The organism is Bradyrhizobium sp. BWA-3-5 (assembly GCF_032917985.1).
In the GTDB taxonomy this organism is placed as follows: Bacteria; Pseudomonadota; Alphaproteobacteria; order Rhizobiales; family Xanthobacteraceae; genus Bradyrhizobium.
Genome location: NZ_CP136626.1, coordinates 6,061,920 through 6,081,954 on the forward strand (window position 1 = coordinate 6,061,920; position 20,035 = coordinate 6,081,954).

Consider the following 20,035-nt stretch of genomic DNA (forward strand, 5'->3'; position numbering starts at 1 on the left):
ATCTCTCTCCTCACTCCGCCGGTGCGCCGTCAGCGACGGAATTCCAGCCGTCCTTGGGTTTCGATTTGCGCGATGCCAGCAGGCGATCGATGCGCGGCTGCACGTAGTCGGCCCAGATGCCGGACAGGCCGTTCGGGAACGCCAGCACGACCGCGATGAACAGCGCGCCAAGACCGAACAGCCAGAGCTGCGGGAAGGATTCCGAAAGGCTGGTCTTGGCGAAGTTCACCAGGATCGAACCCCACACCGCGCCGAAGATCGACATCCGGCCGCCGACCGCCGTATAGATTACCATCTCGATCGACGGCACGATGCCGACGAAGGACGGCGACATGAAGCCGACGTTGAGCGCGAACATGGCGCCGCCGATCGCCGCGAAGATCGCGGCCATGCAGAAGGCGAAGATCTTGAAGTTGGCGACGCTGTAGCCGGAGAAGCGGACGCGGTCTTCCTGCTCGCGCATCGCCACTAGGATGCGGCCGAGCTTGGTCAGGCGGATGAACTGCGCGATGCCGATGCAGGCGAACAGCAGCACGACCTCGACGAAGTACAGGATGACCTTGGCGTGGTCGGGCCGGATGTCCCAGCCCTTGAGGGTGCGCAGGTCGGTCATCCCGTTGATGCCGCCGGTGTAGCCCTGCTGCCCCACGATCAGGATGGTCAGGATCGCGGCGATCGCCTGGGTGATGATCGCAAAGTAAGTGCCGCCGACGCGGCGCTTGAACATCGCGGTGCCGATGATCAGGGCGAACAGGCCTGGCACCAGGATGATGGCCGCGATGGTGAAGGTGAGGCTGTGGAAGGGCTGCCAGAACAGCGGAAGCGAGGTGACCTGATTCCAGTCCATGAAATCAGGGATGCCCGGCGTCGACTGGATCTTGGTGTTCTCGACGCTGGAGGCCTCCAGCTTGAGGAACATCGCCATGCAATAGCCGCCGAGGCCGAAGAAGACCCCCTGCCCGAGGCTCAGGATGCCGCCATAGCCCCAGCACAGCACAAGACCAATGGCGACAAAGGCGTAAGTCAGATATTTCGCAACCAGGTTGAGACGGAACACATCCAGCGACAGCGGCAGGATCACGAACAGGATGGCAGCCAGCGCAAGGAAGCCGATGAGCTCGGACCTGTTGAAGAAGCGTGAGTTGATCATGACCGGGCCTGCCTGTTGTTATTTGCGGACTTTGAGGGCGAACAGGCCTTGCGGCCGCAGCATCAGGATTCCGACCACGGCGAGCAGCGTCAGCACCTTGGCCATCGAGCCCGACATGAAGAATTCCAGCGTCGACTGGGTCTGCGAAATCGAGAAGGCGGAGGCGATGGTGCCGAGCAGGCTGGCGGCGCCGCCGAACACGACGACCAGGAAGGCGTCGACGATGTAGAGTTGCCCTGATGTGGGCCCGGTCGAGCCGATCATGGTGAAGGCGCTGCCGGCGACACCTGCGATGCCGCAGCCGAGGCCAAAGGTGTAGCGGTCGACCTTCTCGGTGTTGATGCCGACGGCGCCGGCCATGATGCGGTTCTGCACGACGGCGCGGACCTGACGGCCCCACCGCGATTTGTAGAGGACGTAGGCGACCACGATGGTGATCAGCACCGTCAGGCCCATCACGAAGACGCCGTTGATCGGCACCTCGATGCTGTCGGTCACTTTCAGTGAACCCAGCATCCATTGCGGCAGCTCGACGCCGACCTCGCGCGGGCCGAACACCGAACGATAGGTCTGCTGCAGCATCAGGCTGAGGCCCCAGGTCGCAAGCAGCGTATCGAGCGGTCTCTTATAGAGGTGCCGTATCAGCACCCATTCGACCAGCATCCCCAGCGCACCGGAGGCGACGAAGGCCAATATCATCGCGAGAAAGAAGTAGCCGCTGAACAGACCAGGCAGATAGGACTGGAACAGGTTCGACGTCATCCAGGTGACGTAGGCGCCCAGGATCATGAACTCGCCATGGGCCATGTTGATGACGCCCATCTGGCCGAAGATGATTGCGAGCCCCAGCGCCATCAGCACGTAGACGGAGAACAGGATCAGGCCCGCAAACCCCTGCATGACGAAAATGGAGCCCAGATCGCCAATCGAATAGTCGCCGAACATCGATTTTTCTCCGCCGGAGGGATAAGGTCCCCCGCGCCGCGAACGATGTCGCGACGCGGGGTCGTCAAGCGCGGATTGACGGTCCACGCCAGGGAGCTTGTGCTCGAAGAAGGCCGCTGAAGACGGCAGCGCTTACTGGTAGCCCTTCGGGAACGGATCGGGCTCAACGAGGTCAGCGGTCTCGAAGATCAGTTCGAACTGGCCGTCGAGCTTGGCGCGGCCGACGCGGGTCTTCGACCAGAGGTGATGGTTTTCATGGATGCGCACGTAACCTTCGGGCGCTTCCTTGAACTCGACGCCGGGGGAAGCTGCCGCGATCTTGTCGACGTCGAAGCTGCCGGCCTTCTCGCAGGTCAATTTCCACAGCCACGGGCCGAGGTAGCCGGCCTGCGTCACGTCGCCGATCACGGTCTTGTCGCCCCACATCTTCTTGAAGGCCGGCACGAACGCCTTGTTGTTGGCGTTGTCGAGCGACTGGAAGTACTTCATGCAGGCATAGGCGCCCGCGATGTTCTCGCCGCCTATGCCGTCGATTTCATCCTCGGTGACTGAGATCGTCAGCAGCGCCTGCTTGGACAGGTCGACGCCGGCCGCCTTGAGCTGCTTATAGAATGCGACGTTGGAGCCGCCGACGACGTCGGTGAAGATGACGTCGGGCTTGGTGAGCTTGATCTTGTTGATGACCGAATTGAACTGCGTGGAGCCGAGCGCGTAATATTCCTCGCCGACGACCTTGCCCTTCAGCACGTTCTCGACGTGCTTCCGCGCGATCTTGTTCGAGGTGCGCGGCCAGATGTAATCCGAACCGATGAAGAAGAATGATTTGGCGCCCTTCTCCTTGGCGATCCAGTTGAGCCCGGCGAGAATCTGCTGGGTGGCTTCCTGGCCGGTGTAGATGACGTTCTTGGACTGCTCGAGGCCTTCATAGAAGGTCGGGTAATAGAGCATGCCGTTGTATTGCTCGACGACCGGTAGCACCGCCTTGCGCGAGGCCGAGGTCCAGCAGCCCATGATCGCCGCGACCTTGTCGTTGACGAGCAGCTTCTTCGCTTTTTCGGCAAAGGTCGGCCAGTCGCTGGCGCCGTCTTCCTGGATGAACTTGATCTTGCGGCCGAGCACGCCGCCCATCGCGTTGATCTGTTCGATCGCGAGTTTTTCGGCCTGGATCGAGCCGGTCTCCGAAATCGCCATCGTGCCGGTGGCCGAGTGCAGGATGCCGACGGTGACCTCGGTATCGGTCACCGCAAGGCCCGTCGTGTTGACGGTGGCGGTGGCAGGACCGGCCCCGAAGGAGGGCCGCGGAAGGATCGAAACGAGCGGCAATGCGGCCGCCCCCATCAGCAGCTTGCGGCGAAGTGGCGACTGCAGCCTCTTGTTTGGTTCGTCTGACATGAGCACCCCATTTTGTTCGAGAACGCTTATTGGTCAGGCGAGGATTGCCCAGAATTGTGCACTGCACAGATACGTGGGATTGCGTATACTGCACCGCAAAATAGCGACGTAGGTTTTTGGTATGGAGTTTGCTGGCTGAACGGGGTCGGTCAAACGGGGCAGGAGCAACATAAGTGGCAGGGCGGCAGCGGATAGACCGCGTCAGGCGCCAGTACAATCAATGGGTTGCCAACCAGACGCTGGAAGACTACGCGCTGCGCTTCACGGCCAAGAGCGCGCGGCGATGGTCCGCCGCCCGCGTTGCCAACACCGCCCTTGGCGCAATCTCGTTTCTGGCACTGGAAGCGATCGGCGGCACGATTACGCTGAATTACGGCGCGACCAACGCCACCATCGCCATCCTGGTCGTCAGCGTCATCATCTTCTGCTGCGGCCTGCCGATTGCCTATCATGCCGCCAAATGCGGCATCGATATCGATCTACTGACCCGCGGCGCCGGCTTCGGCTATATCGGCTCGACCATCACCTCGCTGATCTATGCCTCCTTCACCTTCATCTTCTTTGCGATCGAGGCGGTGATCCTCGCGAGCGCGCTGGAGATGTGCTTCGGCATCCCGCGCCCGATCGGCTATCTCATCAGCGCCGTCGTGATCATTCCGCTCGTCACCTACGGCATCACCCTGATCAGCCGCTTTCAGTTGTGGACGCAGCCGATCTGGATCATCCTGCACATCCTGCCTTTCGTCGCGATCGCCTACGCCAATCCGCATTCATTCACGGAGTGGCGCAAATTTGCCGGCGATCACGGCGATGCCGGCGGCCACCTCGATCTCCTGCTGTTCGGCACCGCGGCTTCGGTGGTGTTCTCGCTGGTGGCGCAGATCGGCGAGCAAGTCGACTTCCTGCGGTTTCTGCCGCGCGATCGCCGCACGTCGCGAACCTCGTGGTGGATCTCGCTGCTGATCGCCGGTCCCGGCTGGATCATCTTCGGCGCGCTCAAGCTGCTGCTCGGCTCGTTCCTCGCCTTTTTTGCGCTGAGCCACGGCCTCTCCAGCGAGCAGGCCGCCGAGCCTGCGCAGATGTATCTCGAGGCCTTTCGCTACGTGCTGTCGCAGCCGGACATGGCGTTGGCGCTGACCGGGACCTTCGTCATCCTCTCGCAGATCAAGATCAACGTCACCAACGCCTATGCCGGCTCGATCGCCTGGTCGAATTTCTTCTCGCGGCTGACCCACAGCCATCCCGGCCGCGTCGTCTGGCTGGTGTTCAACGTGCTGGTCGCGCTGCTCTTGATGGAGATCGGCGTCTACAAGGCGCTGGAGCAGACGCTGGCGCTCTATTCCAACGTGGCGATCGCCTGGGTCGGCGCGCTCGTCGCCGATCTCGTCGTCAACAAGCCGCTAGGCTTAAGGCCGCAGCATATCGAGTTCAAGCGCGCGCACCTCTGCGACATCAATCCGGTCGGCGTCGGCGCGATGACGATCGCGACCCTCGTCTCAATCTCGGCGTTCTACGGCCTGTTCGGGCCGACCGCGAAGGCGCTCTCCGCCTTCGTCGCGCTCGCTGTGGCCTTCGTAGCCGCGCCGCTGATCGCCTGGGCGACCGACGGCAAATACTACATCGCGCGAAAACCGAAGCGGAGCTGGCAGAACCTCGAGCAAATTCAGTGCTGCATTTGCGAGCACTCGTTCGAACCGGAGGACATGGCCTCCTGCCCGGCCTATGCCGGGCCGATCTGCTCGCTGTGCTGCTCGCTCGATGCGCGCTGCCATGATCTCTGCAAGCCGCATGCACGGGCCGGCGCGCAGGTCTCGGATATGCTCGGCAAGCTGTTGCCGGAGACGATCTACACGCGGATCAACTCGCAAGTCGGGCATTATCTCGGGGTGTTTGCGGTCTCTGCCGGCCTCGTCGCCCTGACACTGGGATTGATCTACCTGCAGACCTCGACAACGCTGCCGCTCGACAATGCCCAGATATCGGATGTGCTGTGGAAGGTGTTCTTCGCGCTCACCATCATTATCGGCGTGGTGGCGTGGCTGTTCGTGCTGGCGCAGCAGAGCCGCCGCGCGGCCGAAGCGGAGACACGGCGGCAGACGACACTGCTGATCCAGGAAATCGACGCCCACAAGCGCACCGACGCCGAGTTGCAGCGCGCCAAGGAAGTGGCGGAATCCGCCAACCTTGCCAAAAGCCGCTATGTCGTGGGCCTGAGCCACGAGCTACGCTCGCCGCTCAACGCCATCTCCGGCTATGCGCAATTGCTGGAGCAGGATTCAAGCCTCGCGACAAAGCCGCGCGACCAGGTGCGCGTTGTCAGGCGCAGCGCCGATCATCTCTCCGGGCTGATCGACGGCATTCTCGATATTTCCAAGATCGAGGCGGGCCGGCTTTACCTCTCGCGCGACGAGGTGCGGCTCGGCGAATTCATCGATCAGCTCGTCGGCATGTTCCGCGTCCAGGCCGCCGCCAAGGGCATCGACTTCGTGTTCAGGCGGCCGGCGGTGCTGCCGGTCGTGGTCTATGCCGACGAGAAGCGGCTGCGGCAGGTTCTCATCAACCTGCTCTCCAACGCGCTGAAATTCACGCAGACCGGCAGCGTGCAGTTCATCGTGCATTACCGCAGCCCGGTTGCGGAATTCGAGATCGTCGATACCGGGCCCGGCATTCAGGCGGACGATCTCGAACGTATCTTTGCGCCGTTCGAACGCGGCGCGCTTGGCGTGTCGCAGCCGCAGACGGGGACCGGGCTTGGTCTCACCATCAGCCGTTTGCTCGCCGGCGTGATGGGCGGCGACATTAAGGTCTCAAGCGAAGTCGGGACCGGGAGCACGTTTCGCGTCAAGATTTTGCTGTCTGAAGTCACCAATCCGACGCGGATTGCGCCGGTGGAAGCGCCGATCTTCGGCTATCACGGGCCGCGCAAGACGATTTTGATCACCGACGACGATCCGACCCACCGCGACCTCCTGCGCGAGGTGCTGACGCCGCTCGGCTTCATCCTGCTCAGCGCGCCGGATGGTCCCGGATGCCTCGCGCTGGCGCAGCATTGCCGGCCCGACCTGTTCCTGCTCGATATCTCGATGGCCGGCATGGACGGATGGACGGTGGCGGAAACGCTGCGCGCGACCGGCCACCATCAGGCCCGCATCCTGATGGTGTCAGCGAGTGCGCTCGAGGCTCACGGCGCGCCGCTGGCGCAGCCGTTCCACGACGGCTATCTGATGAAGCCGATCGACATTCCGCGGCTGCTTGAAACCATCCGGCAGCTGCTCAAGCTCGAATGGCAGTATGAGGCCGAGCAACCTGCCCTGCCCGGCTGGAAACCGGAGACCGGCCCGCGGCCGCCAGTCAAATATGTCGAGGAACTGATCGGGCTGGGGCAGCTCGGCTACGTCAGGGCCATCCAGCTCAAGCTCGACGAGATCGGCAACGACTATCCTGAACATGCCGACTTCGTCGCGCAGATGCGCAGCCTGATCGACCGCTTCGACCTCGATCAGTACATGGCGACTTTGAAAACGCTGCACAGCTATGATCACTGAACCGAAAAAACGCGACGTCGCCCTCGTCGTCGACGATTCCCCGGAGACGCTGCGGCTGCTCACGGATGCGCTCGACGGCGCTGGCATGACGGTCATGGTCGCGCTCGACGGCGCCTCGGCGATGCGGATCGTCGACCAGATCACGCCGGATATCGTGCTGCTCGACGCCGTCATGCCGGGGATCGACGGTTTTGAGACCTGCCGGCGGCTGAAGCGCGATGCCGGCCTCGACCACGTGCCGATCATCTTCATGACGGGTCTTGCCGAGACCGAGCACATCGTTCGCGGGCTGGAGGCCGGCGGCGTCGACTATGTGACAAAACCGATCGCGGTCGAGGAGATGCTGGCGCGGATCCGCGTTCATCTCGCCAACGCGCGGCTGACCCAGAGCGCGCGCGCCGCGCTCGATGTTTCCGGCCGCTACCTGCTCGCGGTGAACGGCGCCGGCAGACTGATGTGGGCGACGCCGCAGGCGCAAAAACTGCTGTCGGACGCGCTGGCGAGCGAAAGCGACGACGTGGAGCTGCCGGACCCGATCCCGCAATGGCTGGAACAGGCGCGCAAGGGCAAGGCGGGATCGAAAGCCACCGTCATGGCCACGCTGCCCGGCAACGAACTCCGCCTGCAATATATGGGCAAGCTCGGCGCCAACGAGTTTCTGCTGCGGCTGGCCAAGGACTCCGGCGCCGAGGCGCCGGCGGAATTCTCCAGCGAACTCGGCCTGACCACGCGCGAGGGCGAGGTGCTGTCGTGGCTCTCCAAGGGAAAGACCAACCGCGACATCGCGCAGATTTTGGGACTTTCCCCGCGTACCGTCGACAAGCACTTGGAGCAGATCTACGCCAAGCTCGGCGTCGAGAACCGCACCGCCGCGGCGGCGATCGCGGTGAATGCCAAGAACAGGAAGGAGTGAGGTGCGCGTTCTCCTTCTCCCCGTTCTTCACGGGGAGAAGGTCGGGATGATGGGCCGTCTCCATGTATTCGACTCGCGGAGAGAGCCCCTCACCCCGACCCTTTCCCCGCAAGCGCGGGGCGAGGGAGAGGTGCCACCGTGCTCAACGTCGTCATTGCGAGCGAAGCGAAGCAATCCATCTCACGGCGTAGCGGATAGATAGATTGCTTCGTCGCTTCGCTCCTCGCAATGACGGCGGATAATCAGTTTGCTGCGGCTAGCTGAGGTTGTTGCTGAGAGTTGGGAGCGCTCTGCGCAATCAGCCGCTTCAGCTCCGGAATGCAGGAGCCGCAATTGGTGCCCGCCTTCAGCTTCGCCCCGATATCCGCCGCCGACCGTGCCCCCGCGACAATCGTCTCGCAGATCGTGTTGCGGCCGACGCCGAAGCAGGCGCAGACGATGGGACCGGCATTGGCGAGGCCGTCGGCGGATTTGCCCGACAGCAGCATGCGGCGCCGGTCGCTGCCGAGTGCACCGGCGGCGAACAGGTCCTTGACCACGTTCCAGTCGCCGGCGTCGTGCGCGGGGCCGATGAACAGGCAGGTGTCGATGCGGTCGCCGGCAAAGGACGCCGCGCGGTAGACGCCGCCGCCAAAATCCTTGTATTCGGCGAGATCATCCGTCGCGTTTCCCCGCAGCCAGGATTGCCAGCCGGTGAGATCGGCATTGTCGGCGAACAGATAGCCGTAACCGCCGTTGACAGCGACGCGCGCCACCCAGGCATGCGCGGGGAATGCGATCGGCTTACGCGACAGTGCAAAGCCCCGGAACACGTATTCATAAGGTGCGATCGAAGCCGGCGTCGCCTTGTTCTCTGGCTGGCCGGAGAACGGATCGGTGAGCGGTGCCACCAGCGAACCGACGCGCGCGCCGGTGGCGTTGGCCTCGCTCCAATGGATCGGCGCGAACAGCATGCCGCGCTGCTGCCGCGGGCTGACAACGACGCGAAGCGTGCACTGACCGTAATCGGTGGTGATACGGGCGAAATCACCATCGGCGACGCCGTAGCGCGCGGCATCATCAGGGTGGACCTCGACGAACGGCTCCGGCAGATGCTGGCCGAGCCGCGGGCTCATGCCGGTGCGGGTCATGGTGTGCCACTGGTCGCGGATGCGGCCGGTGTTCAGCCGCAGCGGCCGCGCCGCCGTGGTTTCGGTTCGCAGCGCCGGAATTTCCGGAGCGATGAAGCGGGCCTTGAAGTCGCTCGCAAAGAAACCGCCGTCGGCGAAGAACCGCGCCTGCGGCTCGGCGCCCTGCCGTACAGGCCATTGCACCGGCGCCATCGCGTCGAAATCACTGTCCGACAGCGACTGCAGCGCGCCGATATCGAAGTCGCGCGCGCCCTCGTTCTCGAACGCCGACAGCGCGGCGTGCTCGCGAAAGATATCCGCCGCCGAGGTGAAAGAGAACGCCGCGCCGAAGCCGAGGCGCTTGGCGACCTCGCCCATGATCCACCAGTCGGGCCTGGCTTCTCCCGGCGGAGGAAGAAACGCGCGCTGCCTGGAAATGCAGCGCTCGGAGTTGGTCACCGTCCCGGATTTCTCGCCCCAGGCCAGCGCCGGCAGCAGCACATGCGCGCCTGAAACCACCGTGTCATTGGAGATCACGTTCTCGGAGATGACGAACAGGTCGAGCTTGTTCAGGGCGTCGCGGACGCCGTCGGCGTTCGGCAGCGACACCGCCGGGTTGGTACCCATCACCCAGAGCGCCTTGATCTCGCCGCGCGCGATGGCCTCGAACATCTGCACCGCCTTCAGCCCCTCATGGGTGGCGATGCGCGGCGCTTTCCAGAACCGGCGCACGCGGTCGATGTCGGGCGGTGTAAATCCCATATGGGCGGCGAGCTGGTTGGCGAGCCCGCCGACCTCGCGGCCGCCCATCGCATTGGGCTGTCCGGTCAGCGAGAACGGCGAGGCGCCCGGCTGGCCAATCCGCCCGGTGGCGAGGTGGCAGTTGAGGATAGCGTTGACCTTGTCGGTACCCTGCGCCGACTGATTGACGCCTTGCGAATACAGCGTCACCACGCGGTGCGTGCTGGCGAACATCTGGAAGAACGTCGCGACGTCCTGCTCGGCAAGGCCGGTCGCCAGCGCCGTGGCGCCGACGCTGCCGGCCATGCTGCGCGCCCGGGCGATGGCGTCATCGAAGCCGGTCGTATGAAGCTCGATGTAGTCGCGGTCGACCACGCCATTGTCCACGAGGTGAACCAGCAAGCCGCTGAACAGCGCGGTATCGGTGCCTGGCTTTAATCCCAGAAACAGGTCGTCGTCGCCGACGGTGTCGGTCCGACGCGGATCAATCACAACCATGCGCGCGCCGCGCTTCTGCTTGTTGGCGAGCATGCGCTGGTACAGCACCGGATGGCACCAGGCCGCGTTGGAGCCGACCAGCACCAGAAGGTCGGCCACGTCGAGGTCTTCATAGCAGCCGGGCACGGTGTCGGCGCCAAAGGCGCGGCGGTGGCCGGCGACGGAGGACGCCATGCAGAGCCGCGAATTGGTGTCGACATTGGCGCTGCCGACAAAGCCCTTCATCAGCTTGTTGGCGACGTAGTAATCCTCGGTCAGCAACTGGCCGGAAAGATAGAACGCGACCGCGCCAGGGCCGTCGCGCGCGATGATGTGCTGGAAACGGTGCGCGACGTGGTCGAGCGCATCGCTCCAGGCGACCCGCTCCATCTTCCCTTGGCCGCAGCGGATCATCGGATAGAGCAGACGATCGGTCAGGCCAAGCGTCTCGCCGAGCGCCGAGCCCTTCGAGCACAGCCGGCCGAAATTGGCGGGATGCTGGGGGTCGCCCGAGACCGCCGCCCCGCCCCGCCCGTCTGGCGTCGCCAGAACGCCACAGCCGACGCCGCAATAGGCGCATGTGGTCTTGATGGCGCGGAGATCGGGATCGACAATCGTCATGCTGATAGCCCGATCATGCAGCTTCCTGGCGCATCGCCAGCGAGCGGCCGAACATCATGTCGGCACGAATTCGCGCCGTCGGCTGCCGTGTGCGGATCAACTCGAGGTACCAGAGCGCGTCAGTGACGTCGCCGATCAGAACGGCGCCGGTCAGCCGTCCGTCCGCGATCACGAGCTTCTTGTAGGTGCCATGGTTGATATCTGACAGCACGATGCTCTCGCTGCCTGCGCCGCCCCTGAAATCGCCGGCCGAGAACACACTGACGCCGGAGACCTTCAGATTGGTCGCGACGATGCTGCCGGCATATGAGGCTTGCCGCCCGGCGAGATGCTTGGCCAGCACCCTCGCCTGTTCATAGGCCGGCTCGACCAGGCCATAGCAGATGCCGCGATGCTCGGCGCATTCGCCGATCGCAAACACGTCCGTTGTGCCGGTCTGCAGATGATCATCGACCAGGATGCCGCGATTGACGGCAATGCCTGCCTCCTTCGCCAGCGCAATGTTTGGGCGGATACCCGCGGCAAAGATCACGGCGTCGGCATCGAGCAAGCGTCCATCCGCCAGTTCGACGCCTTCGACGCGCGTCACGCCGTGGATGCGCGCGGTGTTGGCATTCAGCAGAATCTCGATGCCCTTGCGTTCGACGAGGGATTTCAGGAGTTCCGCCGCCGGCGCATCGAGCTGACGCTCCATCAGGCGATCCATCAGGTGCAGCAGCGTCACGGGCGCGCCGGCCTTGGTGAGGCCATAGGCCGCCTCCAGGCCGAGCAGGCCACCGCCGACCACGACGACGCGCTTCTTTTGCGCGGCGAGCGCCAGCAGAAGATCGACGTCGCGACTGTCGCGGAACGTATGCACGCCGGCGAGATCGGCGCCGGGCACGTTGAGCCGTAGCGGCGACGAGCCGGTCGTCAGCACCAGTTTAGAGAACGGCATGCTCTCTTCGCCGGCAATCTTCAGCTCGCGGCGGCCGACATCGATCTCGGTGGCGACACAGCCATATTTCAGGGTGACGCCGCGGTCGCGCCACCAGGAGGCCGGCCGCAGCTCGATATCCTGCGACGTTGTCTCGGCGGCGAGCACCGATGACAGCAGCACGCGGTTATAGGCCAAGCGCGGCTCATCGCCGATCACGGCGATGGCGTAGCGGCCCAGCGCCACCTTGGCGAGTTCATCGACCAGCCGGGCAGCGGCCATGCCGTTGCCGACGATGACAAGCGGTTCGCTCATGGCGCGTCCTCACTCGGCGGCTTGCGGCTCACCGTAGGCTTCCGAGATCATGTAACCGGACAACGTGCCGTAGGCCGCGGTCCAGGCCGCGGCGACGTCCGGCGTCCAGGCGTCGCCGAGCCCTTTTTCCAGCGTCCACAGCAACGCGCCGCCGACGACGGGATAGTGCTCCGGTTTGGCGCCATAGCCGACATGACGCTTTGCCAATGCGCTGGCGGCAGGCAACACTGCCGCCAGATTGCTCAGTCCGTTGACCACGACGGCGAGCGTTGCCATCAGCTTCTTGCGCTGCTCGGTCATGTCGGAAGGAAACATCGCTTTCACCTGCGGCGCCACTTCGAACAGGCGGTCGTAGAACATCACCGCCGCCTGTTCAGAAATCGGAGCGATCTTGGCGAAACTCTGCTGCACGAGATTGACCTGCTCTGGTGTCATTTCTTCTCCCGCCTGTTCCAAAGCCCCTGCCCGGCATTACACCAAGCAAGACTCAGGCCGCTTCGACGAAGCGATGCCGCTCGTAGAGGAACTCGAGCACGCGCTGCCGGCACTTCAGGTAGCCGGGGTTCGTCGCGAGCTCGAGCCGCTTGCGCGGCCGTGCCAGCGGCACCTCCAGCACTTCGCCGATCCGCGCGCTCGGGCCGTTGGTCATCATGACGATGCGGTCCGACAACAGCACCGCCTCGTCGACATCATGCGTGATCATCAGGATGGTGTTGCCGAGCTTCTGGTGCAGCGCCATCACCGAGTCCTGCAGATGCGCACGGGTGAGCGCGTCGAGCGCGCCAAAGGGCTCGTCAAGCAGCAGCACCTTCGGCTCCATCGCGAGCGCGCGGGCAATGCCGACGCGCTGCTTCATGCCGCCGGAGATTTCGCTCGGGCGCTTGTCCTTGGCGTGCGCCATCTGCACGAGGTTGAGGTTGTGCATCACCCAGGCGTCGCGTTCGGCCCGCGTCTTGGCCCCGGCGAACACCTTGTCGACGCCGAGCTTGACGTTCTCATAAACGGTCAGCCAGGGCAGCAGGCTGTGGTTCTGGAACACCACCGCGCGATCCGGCCCGGGCGAATTGACCTCGCGGTTCTCCAGGAGCACGCCGCCATTGGTCGCGCCGGTGAGGCCTGCCACGATGTTGAGCAGCGTGGACTTGCCGCAGCCGGAATGGCCGATGATCGAGACGTACTCGCCCTTCCCGATCGTCAGGTTGATGTCCTTCAGCACTTCGGTCGTGGCATTGCCGCGGGTGAAGGTCTTGTCGATGTGGTCGAGCTTCAGATAGGCCTGCATGACATTCTCCTTCAGTTCAGCGCGGTGCCGCGGGTGACGAACTTGGCAAGGCCCGCAATCAGACGATCGAGTACGAAGCCGATGATGCCGACATAGAACAGCGCGAGGATGATTTCGCTGATGTGCGAAGAGTTCCAGGCGTCCCAGATGAAGAAGCCGATGCCGACGCCGCCGATCAGCATTTCGGCCGCGACGATCGCCAGCCACGACAGGCCGATGCCGATCCGAAGGCCGGTGAAGATGTAGGGCGCCGCCGCCGGGATCATGATCTTGGAGAAGAACTCCAGCGGATTGAGCTGCACAACAGCGGCGACGTTGCGATAATCCTGCGGGATGTTGCGGATGCCGACCGCGGTATTGATGATGATCGGCCATACCGAGGTGATGAAGATGACGAAGATCGCCGAGGGCTGGCCGTCGCGGAACGCGGCGAGCGACAGCGGCAGCCAGGCCAGCGGCGGAATGGTGCGCAGCACCTGAAACAGCGGATCGAGCCCGCGCATCGCCCACACCGACTGCCCGACCAGCGTGCCGAGTGCGATGCCGACGACAGCGGCGATCGAATAGCCGTAGGCGACGCGCTGCAGCGAGGCCGACAAATGCCAGAACAGGCCCTTGTCGATGCCGCCATTGTCAAAGAACGGATCGAAGATCAGTTCCTTGGTGTCCTTGAATACTTTCGATGGCGGCGGCAGCGTCGATCCGGTGCGCCGACAAACCAGCTCCCAGAACAGCATGAGCAGCGCGAGCACGACCAGCGGCGGCACGACGCGCACCGCAGCCTCCTTCGCCATCTTGACGTATTTATCGGCACGCGGCGCTTGCTTCGGCGTCATCGTTACCACGGGCGCGGAAGCGGTCGGTGAACTCGTTGGAACAGCCACCGCAGTGGCTTCGGTTTTGATCGCGGGCATCGACATCGAAAATCTATCTCCGTGTTCAAAAAAAGCGGGCCGCCCACCTCTGGCGGGCGGCCCGGGCTTGATCAGACATCAACACGCTTGATCGAAAGCGACTTCAGATACGCAGCCGGATTCGCCGGATCGAACACCTTGCCGTCGAAGAAGGTCTCCTTGCCGCGCGAGGTCGAGGCCGGGATGTCGGAGGCGGCAACACCCATTTCCTTGGCCGCGTCGCGCCACATGTCCTCGCGGTTGACCTTGGCGATCAGCGCCTTGGCATCGAAGCCGGCTTCGTATTTGCCCCAGCGGATGTCCTCGGTGATGAACCAGAGGTCGTGGCTCTGGAACGGATAAGAGGCGTGATCGCGCCAGTACTTCATGATGTGCGGCGAGTTCTCGACCACCTTGCCCGGAATGCCGTAGTCGAACTTGCCGGCCGAGCGATCGTAGACGTCCTCAACCGGGCAGTTCATCCACTGCCGTTTGCCCATGATGGTGGCGAGCTCCTTCTTGTTCTCCATCTTGTCGGCCCACTGCTGGGCCTCCATGACAGCCATCAGAATCGCCTTGGATGCCTTCGGGTATTTGTCGACGAACGCGGCGCGCATGCCGAGCGACTTTTCCGGATGCTTGTTCCAGAGTTCGCCGGTGTTGACCGCGGTGTAGCCGATACCCTGATTGATGAGCTGGAGATTCCAGGGCTCGCCGACGCAGAAGCAATCCATGGTACCAACCTTCATGTTGGCGACCATCTGCGGCGGCGGCACGACGATAGTCTCGATGTCCTTGTCGGGATCGATGCCGCCAGCGGCAAGCCAATAGCGAATCCAGAGGTCGTGGGTGCCGCCGGGGAAAGTCATCGCGGCTTTCACCGGCTTGCCCGACGCCTTCTTTCGTTCGAGTGCCGCCTTGAACGGCGTGACGTCGACGCCGAGCTTGAGGTCGGCATATTCCTTCGCGACCGAAATGCACTGGCTGTCGAGATTGAGCCGCGCTAGGATGTACATCGGCGTCGGCACATTGTTCTGCGTCACCTTGCCGGCCGAGATCAGATACGGCATCGGCGTGAGGATATGTGCGCCGTCGATGCCGTTGCCTTCACTGCCGAGCACCAAATTGTCGCGGGTGGTGCCCCATGAGGCCTGCTTGGCGACCTCAACATCGGGCATGCCGTATTTGGCGAACAGCCCCTTGTCCTTGGCGACGAACAGCGGGCCGGCGTCGCTCAGCGCGATGAACCCAAGCGTCGCCTTGGTCACCTCCGGACCCGCGCCTTGTGCGAACGCGCCAGCGGGAAAATTCAACTTGGCGGCGGCGAGCAGGGCCGCCGTGCCGCCGGACGCCTTCAGAAGCTGGCGGCGGCTCAAGCCACGGCGTGAGGTCGGATGGGTAGGCTTCGTCATTGGTATCGCGCTCCTTTGCGTTTGAACGGGGCCGTCCGACTGGTGTCACCACGTGATGCGCACGAGGGCGCGTTCCAGGGAGGCCCCGGAGTGGTGGCGTCACAAATTCGGATGAGTGGTCTCAAGGGACGGCGTCGATGGCGTCGGCGCTAGCTATTCAAGCTCCGTGCCAAGGCCCGCAACATCGAAAAAATTGCAATAATTCAGCTTGTTATAAAATTCCGGCCGCCAAAATAGGCAGCGATCAGGAACCAGTCACCGCATTCGAAAATTGCGATTCGCTCAATCCTTGTGCGCCGCACAAGAATTGAGCAGGTGCAAAAACACGATGCCTCAGGCGTCTTCGCCGGCCTTCGCCATCATCGGTTTTGGCGCATTTCCATCACCCGGTTTCATCCGGAATTCGTAGGTCATGAGGTGCCAGGGGGCGGCGGCGGGTTTGCCGTCCGGCATCGTCGGGTCGCTGCGCTTCTCGATCCTGGCAACAAGCTCGTCCTTCACCCCGAACACCACGTCGGAATCGAGATATTTGTCGCCGTCCATGAAGACGTGGGTGATCAGCGGCTGGTAGCCTGACGCATTGACCAGGAAGTGCACATGCGCCGGCCGCATCGGATGGCGGCGGGTTTGCACGATCATCTCGCCGACCGGGCCGTCGGTCGGAATCGGATAGCTGCATGGCAGGATGGTGCGGAAGAAGAATTTTCCGTCGGCATCGGTGACGAAGCGCGCCCGCGACGACGGCCCTTCGCTCGCATAGGTCGGCTTCTGGGAATCATAGAAGCCGTCGCCATCGGCGTGCCAGATATCCACCGGTACGCCCGCCAGCGGCTTGCCCTTGAGATCGGTGACGCGGCTCTGCACGAACATCCGCTCGCCCGCCAGGTTGGCGGAGATATCCGTGCCATGCGGCGTCACCTTGTGTTCGCCGACATAGAACGGCCCGAGCACGGTCGTTTCGGTGGCGCCCTCGCGTTCCCTGTGGTTGACGGCATCGACCAGCATCGACACGCCGAGCACGTCGGAAAGCAGGATGAACTCCTGACGGATCGGCGTGCACTTCTGGCCGGTCCGCGTCAGGAAGTCGATCGCGTATTCCCATTCCTCGAAGGTGAGATTGGTCTTTCGGACATAGTCGTGCAGCGATTTCACCAGTTCCTGCAGCAGGAATTTGGCGCGCGGATCAGGTGTACCGTCGAAACTGCGGATCACGGCGGCGGTCAGTTCGGTTTCGCTGAATTGGCGCATTTTGCTGTCCTGCGGGATTTAACGAAAGAGGCGCGAGCCTACACCACCGCCCCCCTCCGGATAAGCATGCCCGGTTGGAACGGAAGACACTTTTCAGCTATCAGAGATCACCTAGCCAGCTGGAGACCAGCCGCCGATGTTAGCCCCCACCCCCGCCTCGCCCGAGCAAGCCGGAATGTCCCAGGCGGCCCTCGACCGCCTCGAAAAACACCTGAAGCAGCGCTATATCGACGCTGGCCGCTTTCCGGGAACGCAGATCCTGATCTATCGCCGCGGCAAGGTCGTCCATTCGGTTTCGCAGGGCTTTGCCGACCTCGAGCGCAAGGTGCCGGTCAAGGACGACACGATTTTCCGCATCTATTCGATGACCAAGCCGCTCACCAGCGTCGCCTTCATGATGCTGGTCGAGGAAGGCCGCGTCGCCATCGACGAGCCCGTGCACAAATACATTCCGGCGTGGAAGAACCTCGGCGTGTTCGCGGCCGGCACACATCCGGCGTTCCTGACCCGGCCGCCGTCGCGGCCGATGTTGATCGTGGACTTGTTGCGCCACACGTCCGGCCTCACTTACGGCTTCCAGCAGCGCAGCAATGTCGATGCCGCCTATCGCGCAAACAAGATCGGCGAAGTCGAGAAGGCCGGAACGCTGCAGGGCATGATCGACGACCTCGCAAAAATCCCGCTGGAATTCTCGCCGGGCGAGGCCTGGAACTACTCCGTCGCCACCGACGTGATCGGTTATCTGATCGGCGTAATCAGCGGCAAGCCGTTCGAGCAGTTCCTGAAAGAGCGCATCCTCGACCCGCTCGGCATGAACGACACCGATTTCTTCGTGCCGAAGGACAAGGCGCACCGTTTCGCGGCATGCTATTCGGCCGACGCGGGCGGCGGTTTCAACCCGCTAGCAGCCGAGCGCAAGGGAACGCTGACGCTGCAGGACGATCCGGCGACGAGTTCGTTCCTGGAGCCGCCCTCCTTCATCTCCGGCGGCGGCGGCCTGTGCTCGACCTCGGCCGACTACCTCACCTTCTGCCGCGCGCTACTCAATGGCGGCGAGCTCGGTGGTGTCCGGCTGCTCGGACCGAAAACCCTGAAGCTGATGACGTCGAATCACCTCCCCGGTGGCGTCGACCTGCCGGCGATGTCGCGCTCGCTGTTTTCGGAAGCCGCCTATAACGGCATCGGCTTCGGGCTCGGCTTTGCCGTCACCATGCAGCCGGCGCAGACGCTGATCGCCGGCAGTCCCGGCGAGTATAATTGGGGCGGCGCGGCGACGACCTCATTCTTCATCGATCCGGTGGAAGAGCTGATCACGATCTTCATGACGCAGGTCTTGCCGTCGAGCGCCTATCCGCTCAGGCGTGAGCTGCGCACCATGGTGTATGCCGCGATCACCGACAGCAATCTCTGAGGGCCCGTCGCCGGGCCAGCTGGTGGAACCCGGCCGCGCCTCCAGCCCGGCTGAATATCTTACTTTATCCTCTTATTATTCTTGGCGAATTTTCCTTGGCGAAATTCGGTGGGTTCTCCTATGCTTTAGGTATTGGGGTCCGATCCGGGGCTTGCGTTGCCGAAACCTTCACTGCCAGTGCGTCTCGCCCTTCTGGTCGCGGGGACCACGCTGCCGCTGATCCTCTTCGCGGCCGGCATCGTTCTCAACCATTACAAGCAGGACCGCCAGATCGCGACGCAGCGCGTGGCTGAAACGGTCCGCAGCATTCGCCTGGTGCTCGATGCGGAGGTGCAGCGGATCACCGGCGCGCTGCAGGTCTTGGCGCTGACCAATGCGCTGCGCGACGGGGATTTCGAGGGCTTTCGCCGCATCTGCCAGGGTTTCCTCGACCAGTACGGCGAAGGCGGTGTCGTGCTGGTGGCAGATCGCGAGGGACGACAGGTGTTCTCCTCGCTGACCACGGATACGAAAAATCTGCCGCTTCGCAACAACCTGCCCATGGTCGCGAGGGTCTTCGCGGAGAAGAAGCCTGTCTATTCGAACCTGTTCTTCGGATCGGTCAAGAAACGGCTGATTGTGACGGTCGAACTGCCCGTGATGCGGGATGACGAGGTGCTCTACGACATTTCATTCAGCCCGCCGATCGAGATCTTCCAGGCCATGATCGAGCAGCAGCGGCCCAGCCGAGACTGGACGATCTCGATCTTCGATGGCGAAGGCACCAATTTCGCGCGCGTGCCCAACCCGCAGGATACCGTCGGCAAGCGGGCATCGCCCTCGCTCTATGCGGAGATATTCCAAAATCCCGAAGCCACGCTGCCGACCGTGTCGCTCGAGGGCGTGCCGCTGATCACGAGCTTTGCCCGCTCCTCGCTCACCGGCTGGACGGTCGCCGCCGGCATCGCCGAAAATTCGCTGGTTGCGCCGCTGTGGCGCAACCTAGCGATCACGAGCGTGATGGGCGCCGTGCTGTTGATGGTCGGCCTCGCCTTTGCGGTGCGGATGGCGACACAGATCGCGCGTGGCGAGATGCTGCACAACCTTTTGATCGAGGAGCTGAACCACCGCGTTAAGAACACGCTCGCGGTGTTGCAGTCGATCGCCACCCAGACGTTTCGCAGCGCAAGCCGCACCGAGCGCGAGAAGTTCGAGGGAAGGCTGGGTGCGCTGGCGGAGGCGCACAACCTCCTGAGCCAGGAGAAGTGGCAGGGCGCGGAGCTGCGCGAGGTGATTGCGCGGGTACTGCAGCCCTATCTGATCAACAACGCGGCACGGGTGCGGATGTTTGGACCGCAGGTTCCGCTGACGCCGCGGCTCGCCGTGGTGCTCTCGATGATCGTGCACGAGATCGCCACCAACGCCGCCAAATATGGCGCGCTGTCGAACGAGACCGGCACCGTCGCGGTCGATTGGGAGATCGTCGAGGAGGCCGACGGCCGCAAGCTGCGGCTGATCTGGACCGAGGCCGGGGGCCCGCCGGTGACGGCGCCGGTGCAGCGCGGCTTCGGCTCGCGCCTGATCGAACGCAGCGCCCGCGACCAGCTCGGCGGCGAAGCGACCGTCGATTTCCTGCCGCGCGGCGTGGTCTATACCGTGAGCTGCGCGCTCGACCGCGACGAATAA

14 protein-coding genes are annotated in these 20,035 nt (G+C 63.5%); 4 read left to right on the forward strand and 10 right to left on the reverse strand.

Annotated elements, in window-relative coordinates:
• Positions 1-10: 10 nt before the first annotated feature.
• From urtC to urtA, 3 genes are all read right to left on the reverse strand, one after another.
• On the reverse strand, positions 11-1,150 hold the full coding sequence (urtC, locus tag RX331_RS29180; protein WP_317253056.1) for an urea ABC transporter permease subunit UrtC: 1,140 nt from the start codon (positions 1,148-1,150) through the stop codon (positions 11-13).
• 18 nt (positions 1,151-1,168) lie between these two features.
• Entirely contained in the window at positions 1,169-2,095 is a 927-nt protein-coding gene (gene urtB / locus RX331_RS29185) for an urea ABC transporter permease subunit UrtB (protein ID WP_317253057.1), read from the reverse strand.
• A gap of 132 nt (positions 2,096-2,227) precedes the next feature.
• Positions 2,228-3,487, reverse strand: coding sequence for an urea ABC transporter substrate-binding protein (gene urtA / locus RX331_RS29190; protein ID WP_317253058.1), 1,260 nt, complete (start codon positions 3,485-3,487; stop codon positions 2,228-2,230).
• A gap of 173 nt (positions 3,488-3,660) precedes the next feature.
• Here urtA and RX331_RS29195 point away from each other — a divergent pair, with 173 nt between their 5' ends.
• Together RX331_RS29195 and RX331_RS29200 are read left to right on the forward strand one after the other, a co-directional pair.
• Positions 3,661-7,032 carry an ATP-binding protein gene (locus tag RX331_RS29195; RefSeq protein ID WP_317253059.1) on the forward strand — a complete coding sequence of 1,124 codons (3,372 nt, stop codon included), beginning with the start codon at positions 3,661-3,663 and terminating at the stop codon, positions 7,030-7,032.
• Positions 7,022-7,945, forward strand: coding sequence for a response regulator transcription factor (locus tag RX331_RS29200; RefSeq protein ID WP_317253060.1), 924 nt, complete (start codon positions 7,022-7,024; stop codon positions 7,943-7,945). Before RX331_RS29195 ends, RX331_RS29200 begins: the two co-directional genes overlap by 11 nt.
• 242 nt (positions 7,946-8,187) lie before the next feature.
• Here the strand turns inward: RX331_RS29200 and RX331_RS29205 are convergent, their stop codons facing one another.
• From RX331_RS29205 to RX331_RS29235, 7 genes are all read right to left on the reverse strand, one after another.
• Positions 8,188-10,893 carry a molybdopterin-dependent oxidoreductase gene (locus RX331_RS29205; RefSeq protein WP_317253061.1) on the reverse strand — a complete coding sequence of 902 codons (2,706 nt, stop codon included), beginning with the start codon at positions 10,891-10,893 and terminating at the stop codon, positions 8,188-8,190.
• Between the two features lie 13 nt (positions 10,894-10,906).
• Positions 10,907-12,124, reverse strand: a complete 1,218-nt coding sequence (locus tag RX331_RS29210; RefSeq protein ID WP_317253062.1) for an NAD(P)/FAD-dependent oxidoreductase — start codon at positions 12,122-12,124, stop codon at positions 10,907-10,909.
• 9 nt (positions 12,125-12,133) lie between these two features.
• Complete coding sequence (locus RX331_RS29215; protein WP_317253063.1) at positions 12,134-12,559, reverse strand: globin family protein; 426 nt, start codon at positions 12,557-12,559, stop codon at positions 12,134-12,136.
• A gap of 52 nt (positions 12,560-12,611) precedes the next feature.
• Positions 12,612-13,406: an ABC transporter ATP-binding protein gene (locus RX331_RS29220; RefSeq protein WP_283029293.1), complete on the reverse strand. Its 795-nt coding sequence runs from the start codon at positions 13,404-13,406 to the stop codon at positions 12,612-12,614.
• Between the two features lie 11 nt (positions 13,407-13,417).
• Positions 13,418-14,326 carry a nitrate ABC transporter permease gene (gene ntrB, locus RX331_RS29225; protein WP_317253064.1) on the reverse strand — a complete coding sequence of 303 codons (909 nt, stop codon included), beginning with the start codon at positions 14,324-14,326 and terminating at the stop codon, positions 13,418-13,420.
• A 65-nt stretch (positions 14,327-14,391) separates the two neighbouring features.
• Positions 14,392-15,711: a CmpA/NrtA family ABC transporter substrate-binding protein gene (locus RX331_RS29230; RefSeq protein ID WP_317253065.1), complete on the reverse strand. Its 1,320-nt coding sequence runs from the start codon at positions 15,709-15,711 to the stop codon at positions 14,392-14,394.
• Between the two features lie 333 nt (positions 15,712-16,044).
• Positions 16,045-16,959, reverse strand: coding sequence for an intradiol ring-cleavage dioxygenase (locus tag RX331_RS29235; RefSeq protein WP_317253066.1), 915 nt, complete (start codon positions 16,957-16,959; stop codon positions 16,045-16,047).
• Between the two features lie 136 nt (positions 16,960-17,095).
• Between RX331_RS29235 and RX331_RS29240 the strand changes: the two genes are divergently transcribed.
• Together RX331_RS29240 and RX331_RS29245 are read left to right on the forward strand one after the other, a co-directional pair.
• Positions 17,096-18,370 carry a serine hydrolase domain-containing protein gene (locus tag RX331_RS29240; RefSeq protein ID WP_317253067.1) on the forward strand — a complete coding sequence of 425 codons (1,275 nt, stop codon included), beginning with the start codon at positions 17,096-17,098 and terminating at the stop codon, positions 18,368-18,370.
• A 156-nt stretch (positions 18,371-18,526) separates the two neighbouring features.
• On the forward strand, positions 18,527-20,035 hold the full coding sequence (locus RX331_RS29245; RefSeq protein ID WP_317253068.1) for a sensor histidine kinase: 1,509 nt from the start codon (positions 18,527-18,529) through the stop codon (positions 20,033-20,035).

What these genes read in the sequence shown, in the direction of transcription:
- RX331_RS29200 (WP_317253060.1), top strand. Translation starts at nt 7,022, where the DNA reads ATGATCACTGAACCGAAAAAACGCGACGTCGCCCTCGTCGTCGACGAT.
- RX331_RS29220 (WP_283029293.1), bottom strand. Translation starts at nt 13,406, where the DNA reads ATGCAGGCCTATCTGAAGCTCGACCACATCGACAAGACCTTCACCCGC.
- RX331_RS29230 (WP_317253065.1), bottom strand. Translation starts at nt 15,711, where the DNA reads ATGACGAAGCCTACCCATCCGACCTCACGCCGTGGCTTGAGCCGCCGC.
- urtA (WP_317253058.1), bottom strand. Translation starts at nt 3,487, where the DNA reads ATGTCAGACGAACCAAACAAGAGGCTGCAGTCGCCACTTCGCCGCAAG.
- ntrB (WP_317253064.1), bottom strand. Translation starts at nt 14,326, where the DNA reads ATGTCGATGCCCGCGATCAAAACCGAAGCCACTGCGGTGGCTGTTCCA.
- RX331_RS29210 (WP_317253062.1), bottom strand. Translation starts at nt 12,124, where the DNA reads ATGAGCGAACCGCTTGTCATCGTCGGCAACGGCATGGCCGCTGCCCGG.
- urtC (WP_317253056.1), bottom strand. Translation starts at nt 1,150, where the DNA reads ATGATCAACTCACGCTTCTTCAACAGGTCCGAGCTCATCGGCTTCCTT.
- RX331_RS29215 (WP_317253063.1), bottom strand. Translation starts at nt 12,559, where the DNA reads ATGACACCAGAGCAGGTCAATCTCGTGCAGCAGAGTTTCGCCAAGATC.
- RX331_RS29240 (WP_317253067.1), top strand. Translation starts at nt 17,096, where the DNA reads ATGTTAGCCCCCACCCCCGCCTCGCCCGAGCAAGCCGGAATGTCCCAG.
- RX331_RS29235 (WP_317253066.1), bottom strand. Translation starts at nt 16,959, where the DNA reads ATGCGCCAATTCAGCGAAACCGAACTGACCGCCGCCGTGATCCGCAGT.
- urtB (WP_317253057.1), bottom strand. Translation starts at nt 2,095, where the DNA reads ATGTTCGGCGACTATTCGATTGGCGATCTGGGCTCCATTTTCGTCATG.
- RX331_RS29205 (WP_317253061.1), bottom strand. Translation starts at nt 10,893, where the DNA reads ATGACGATTGTCGATCCCGATCTCCGCGCCATCAAGACCACATGCGCC.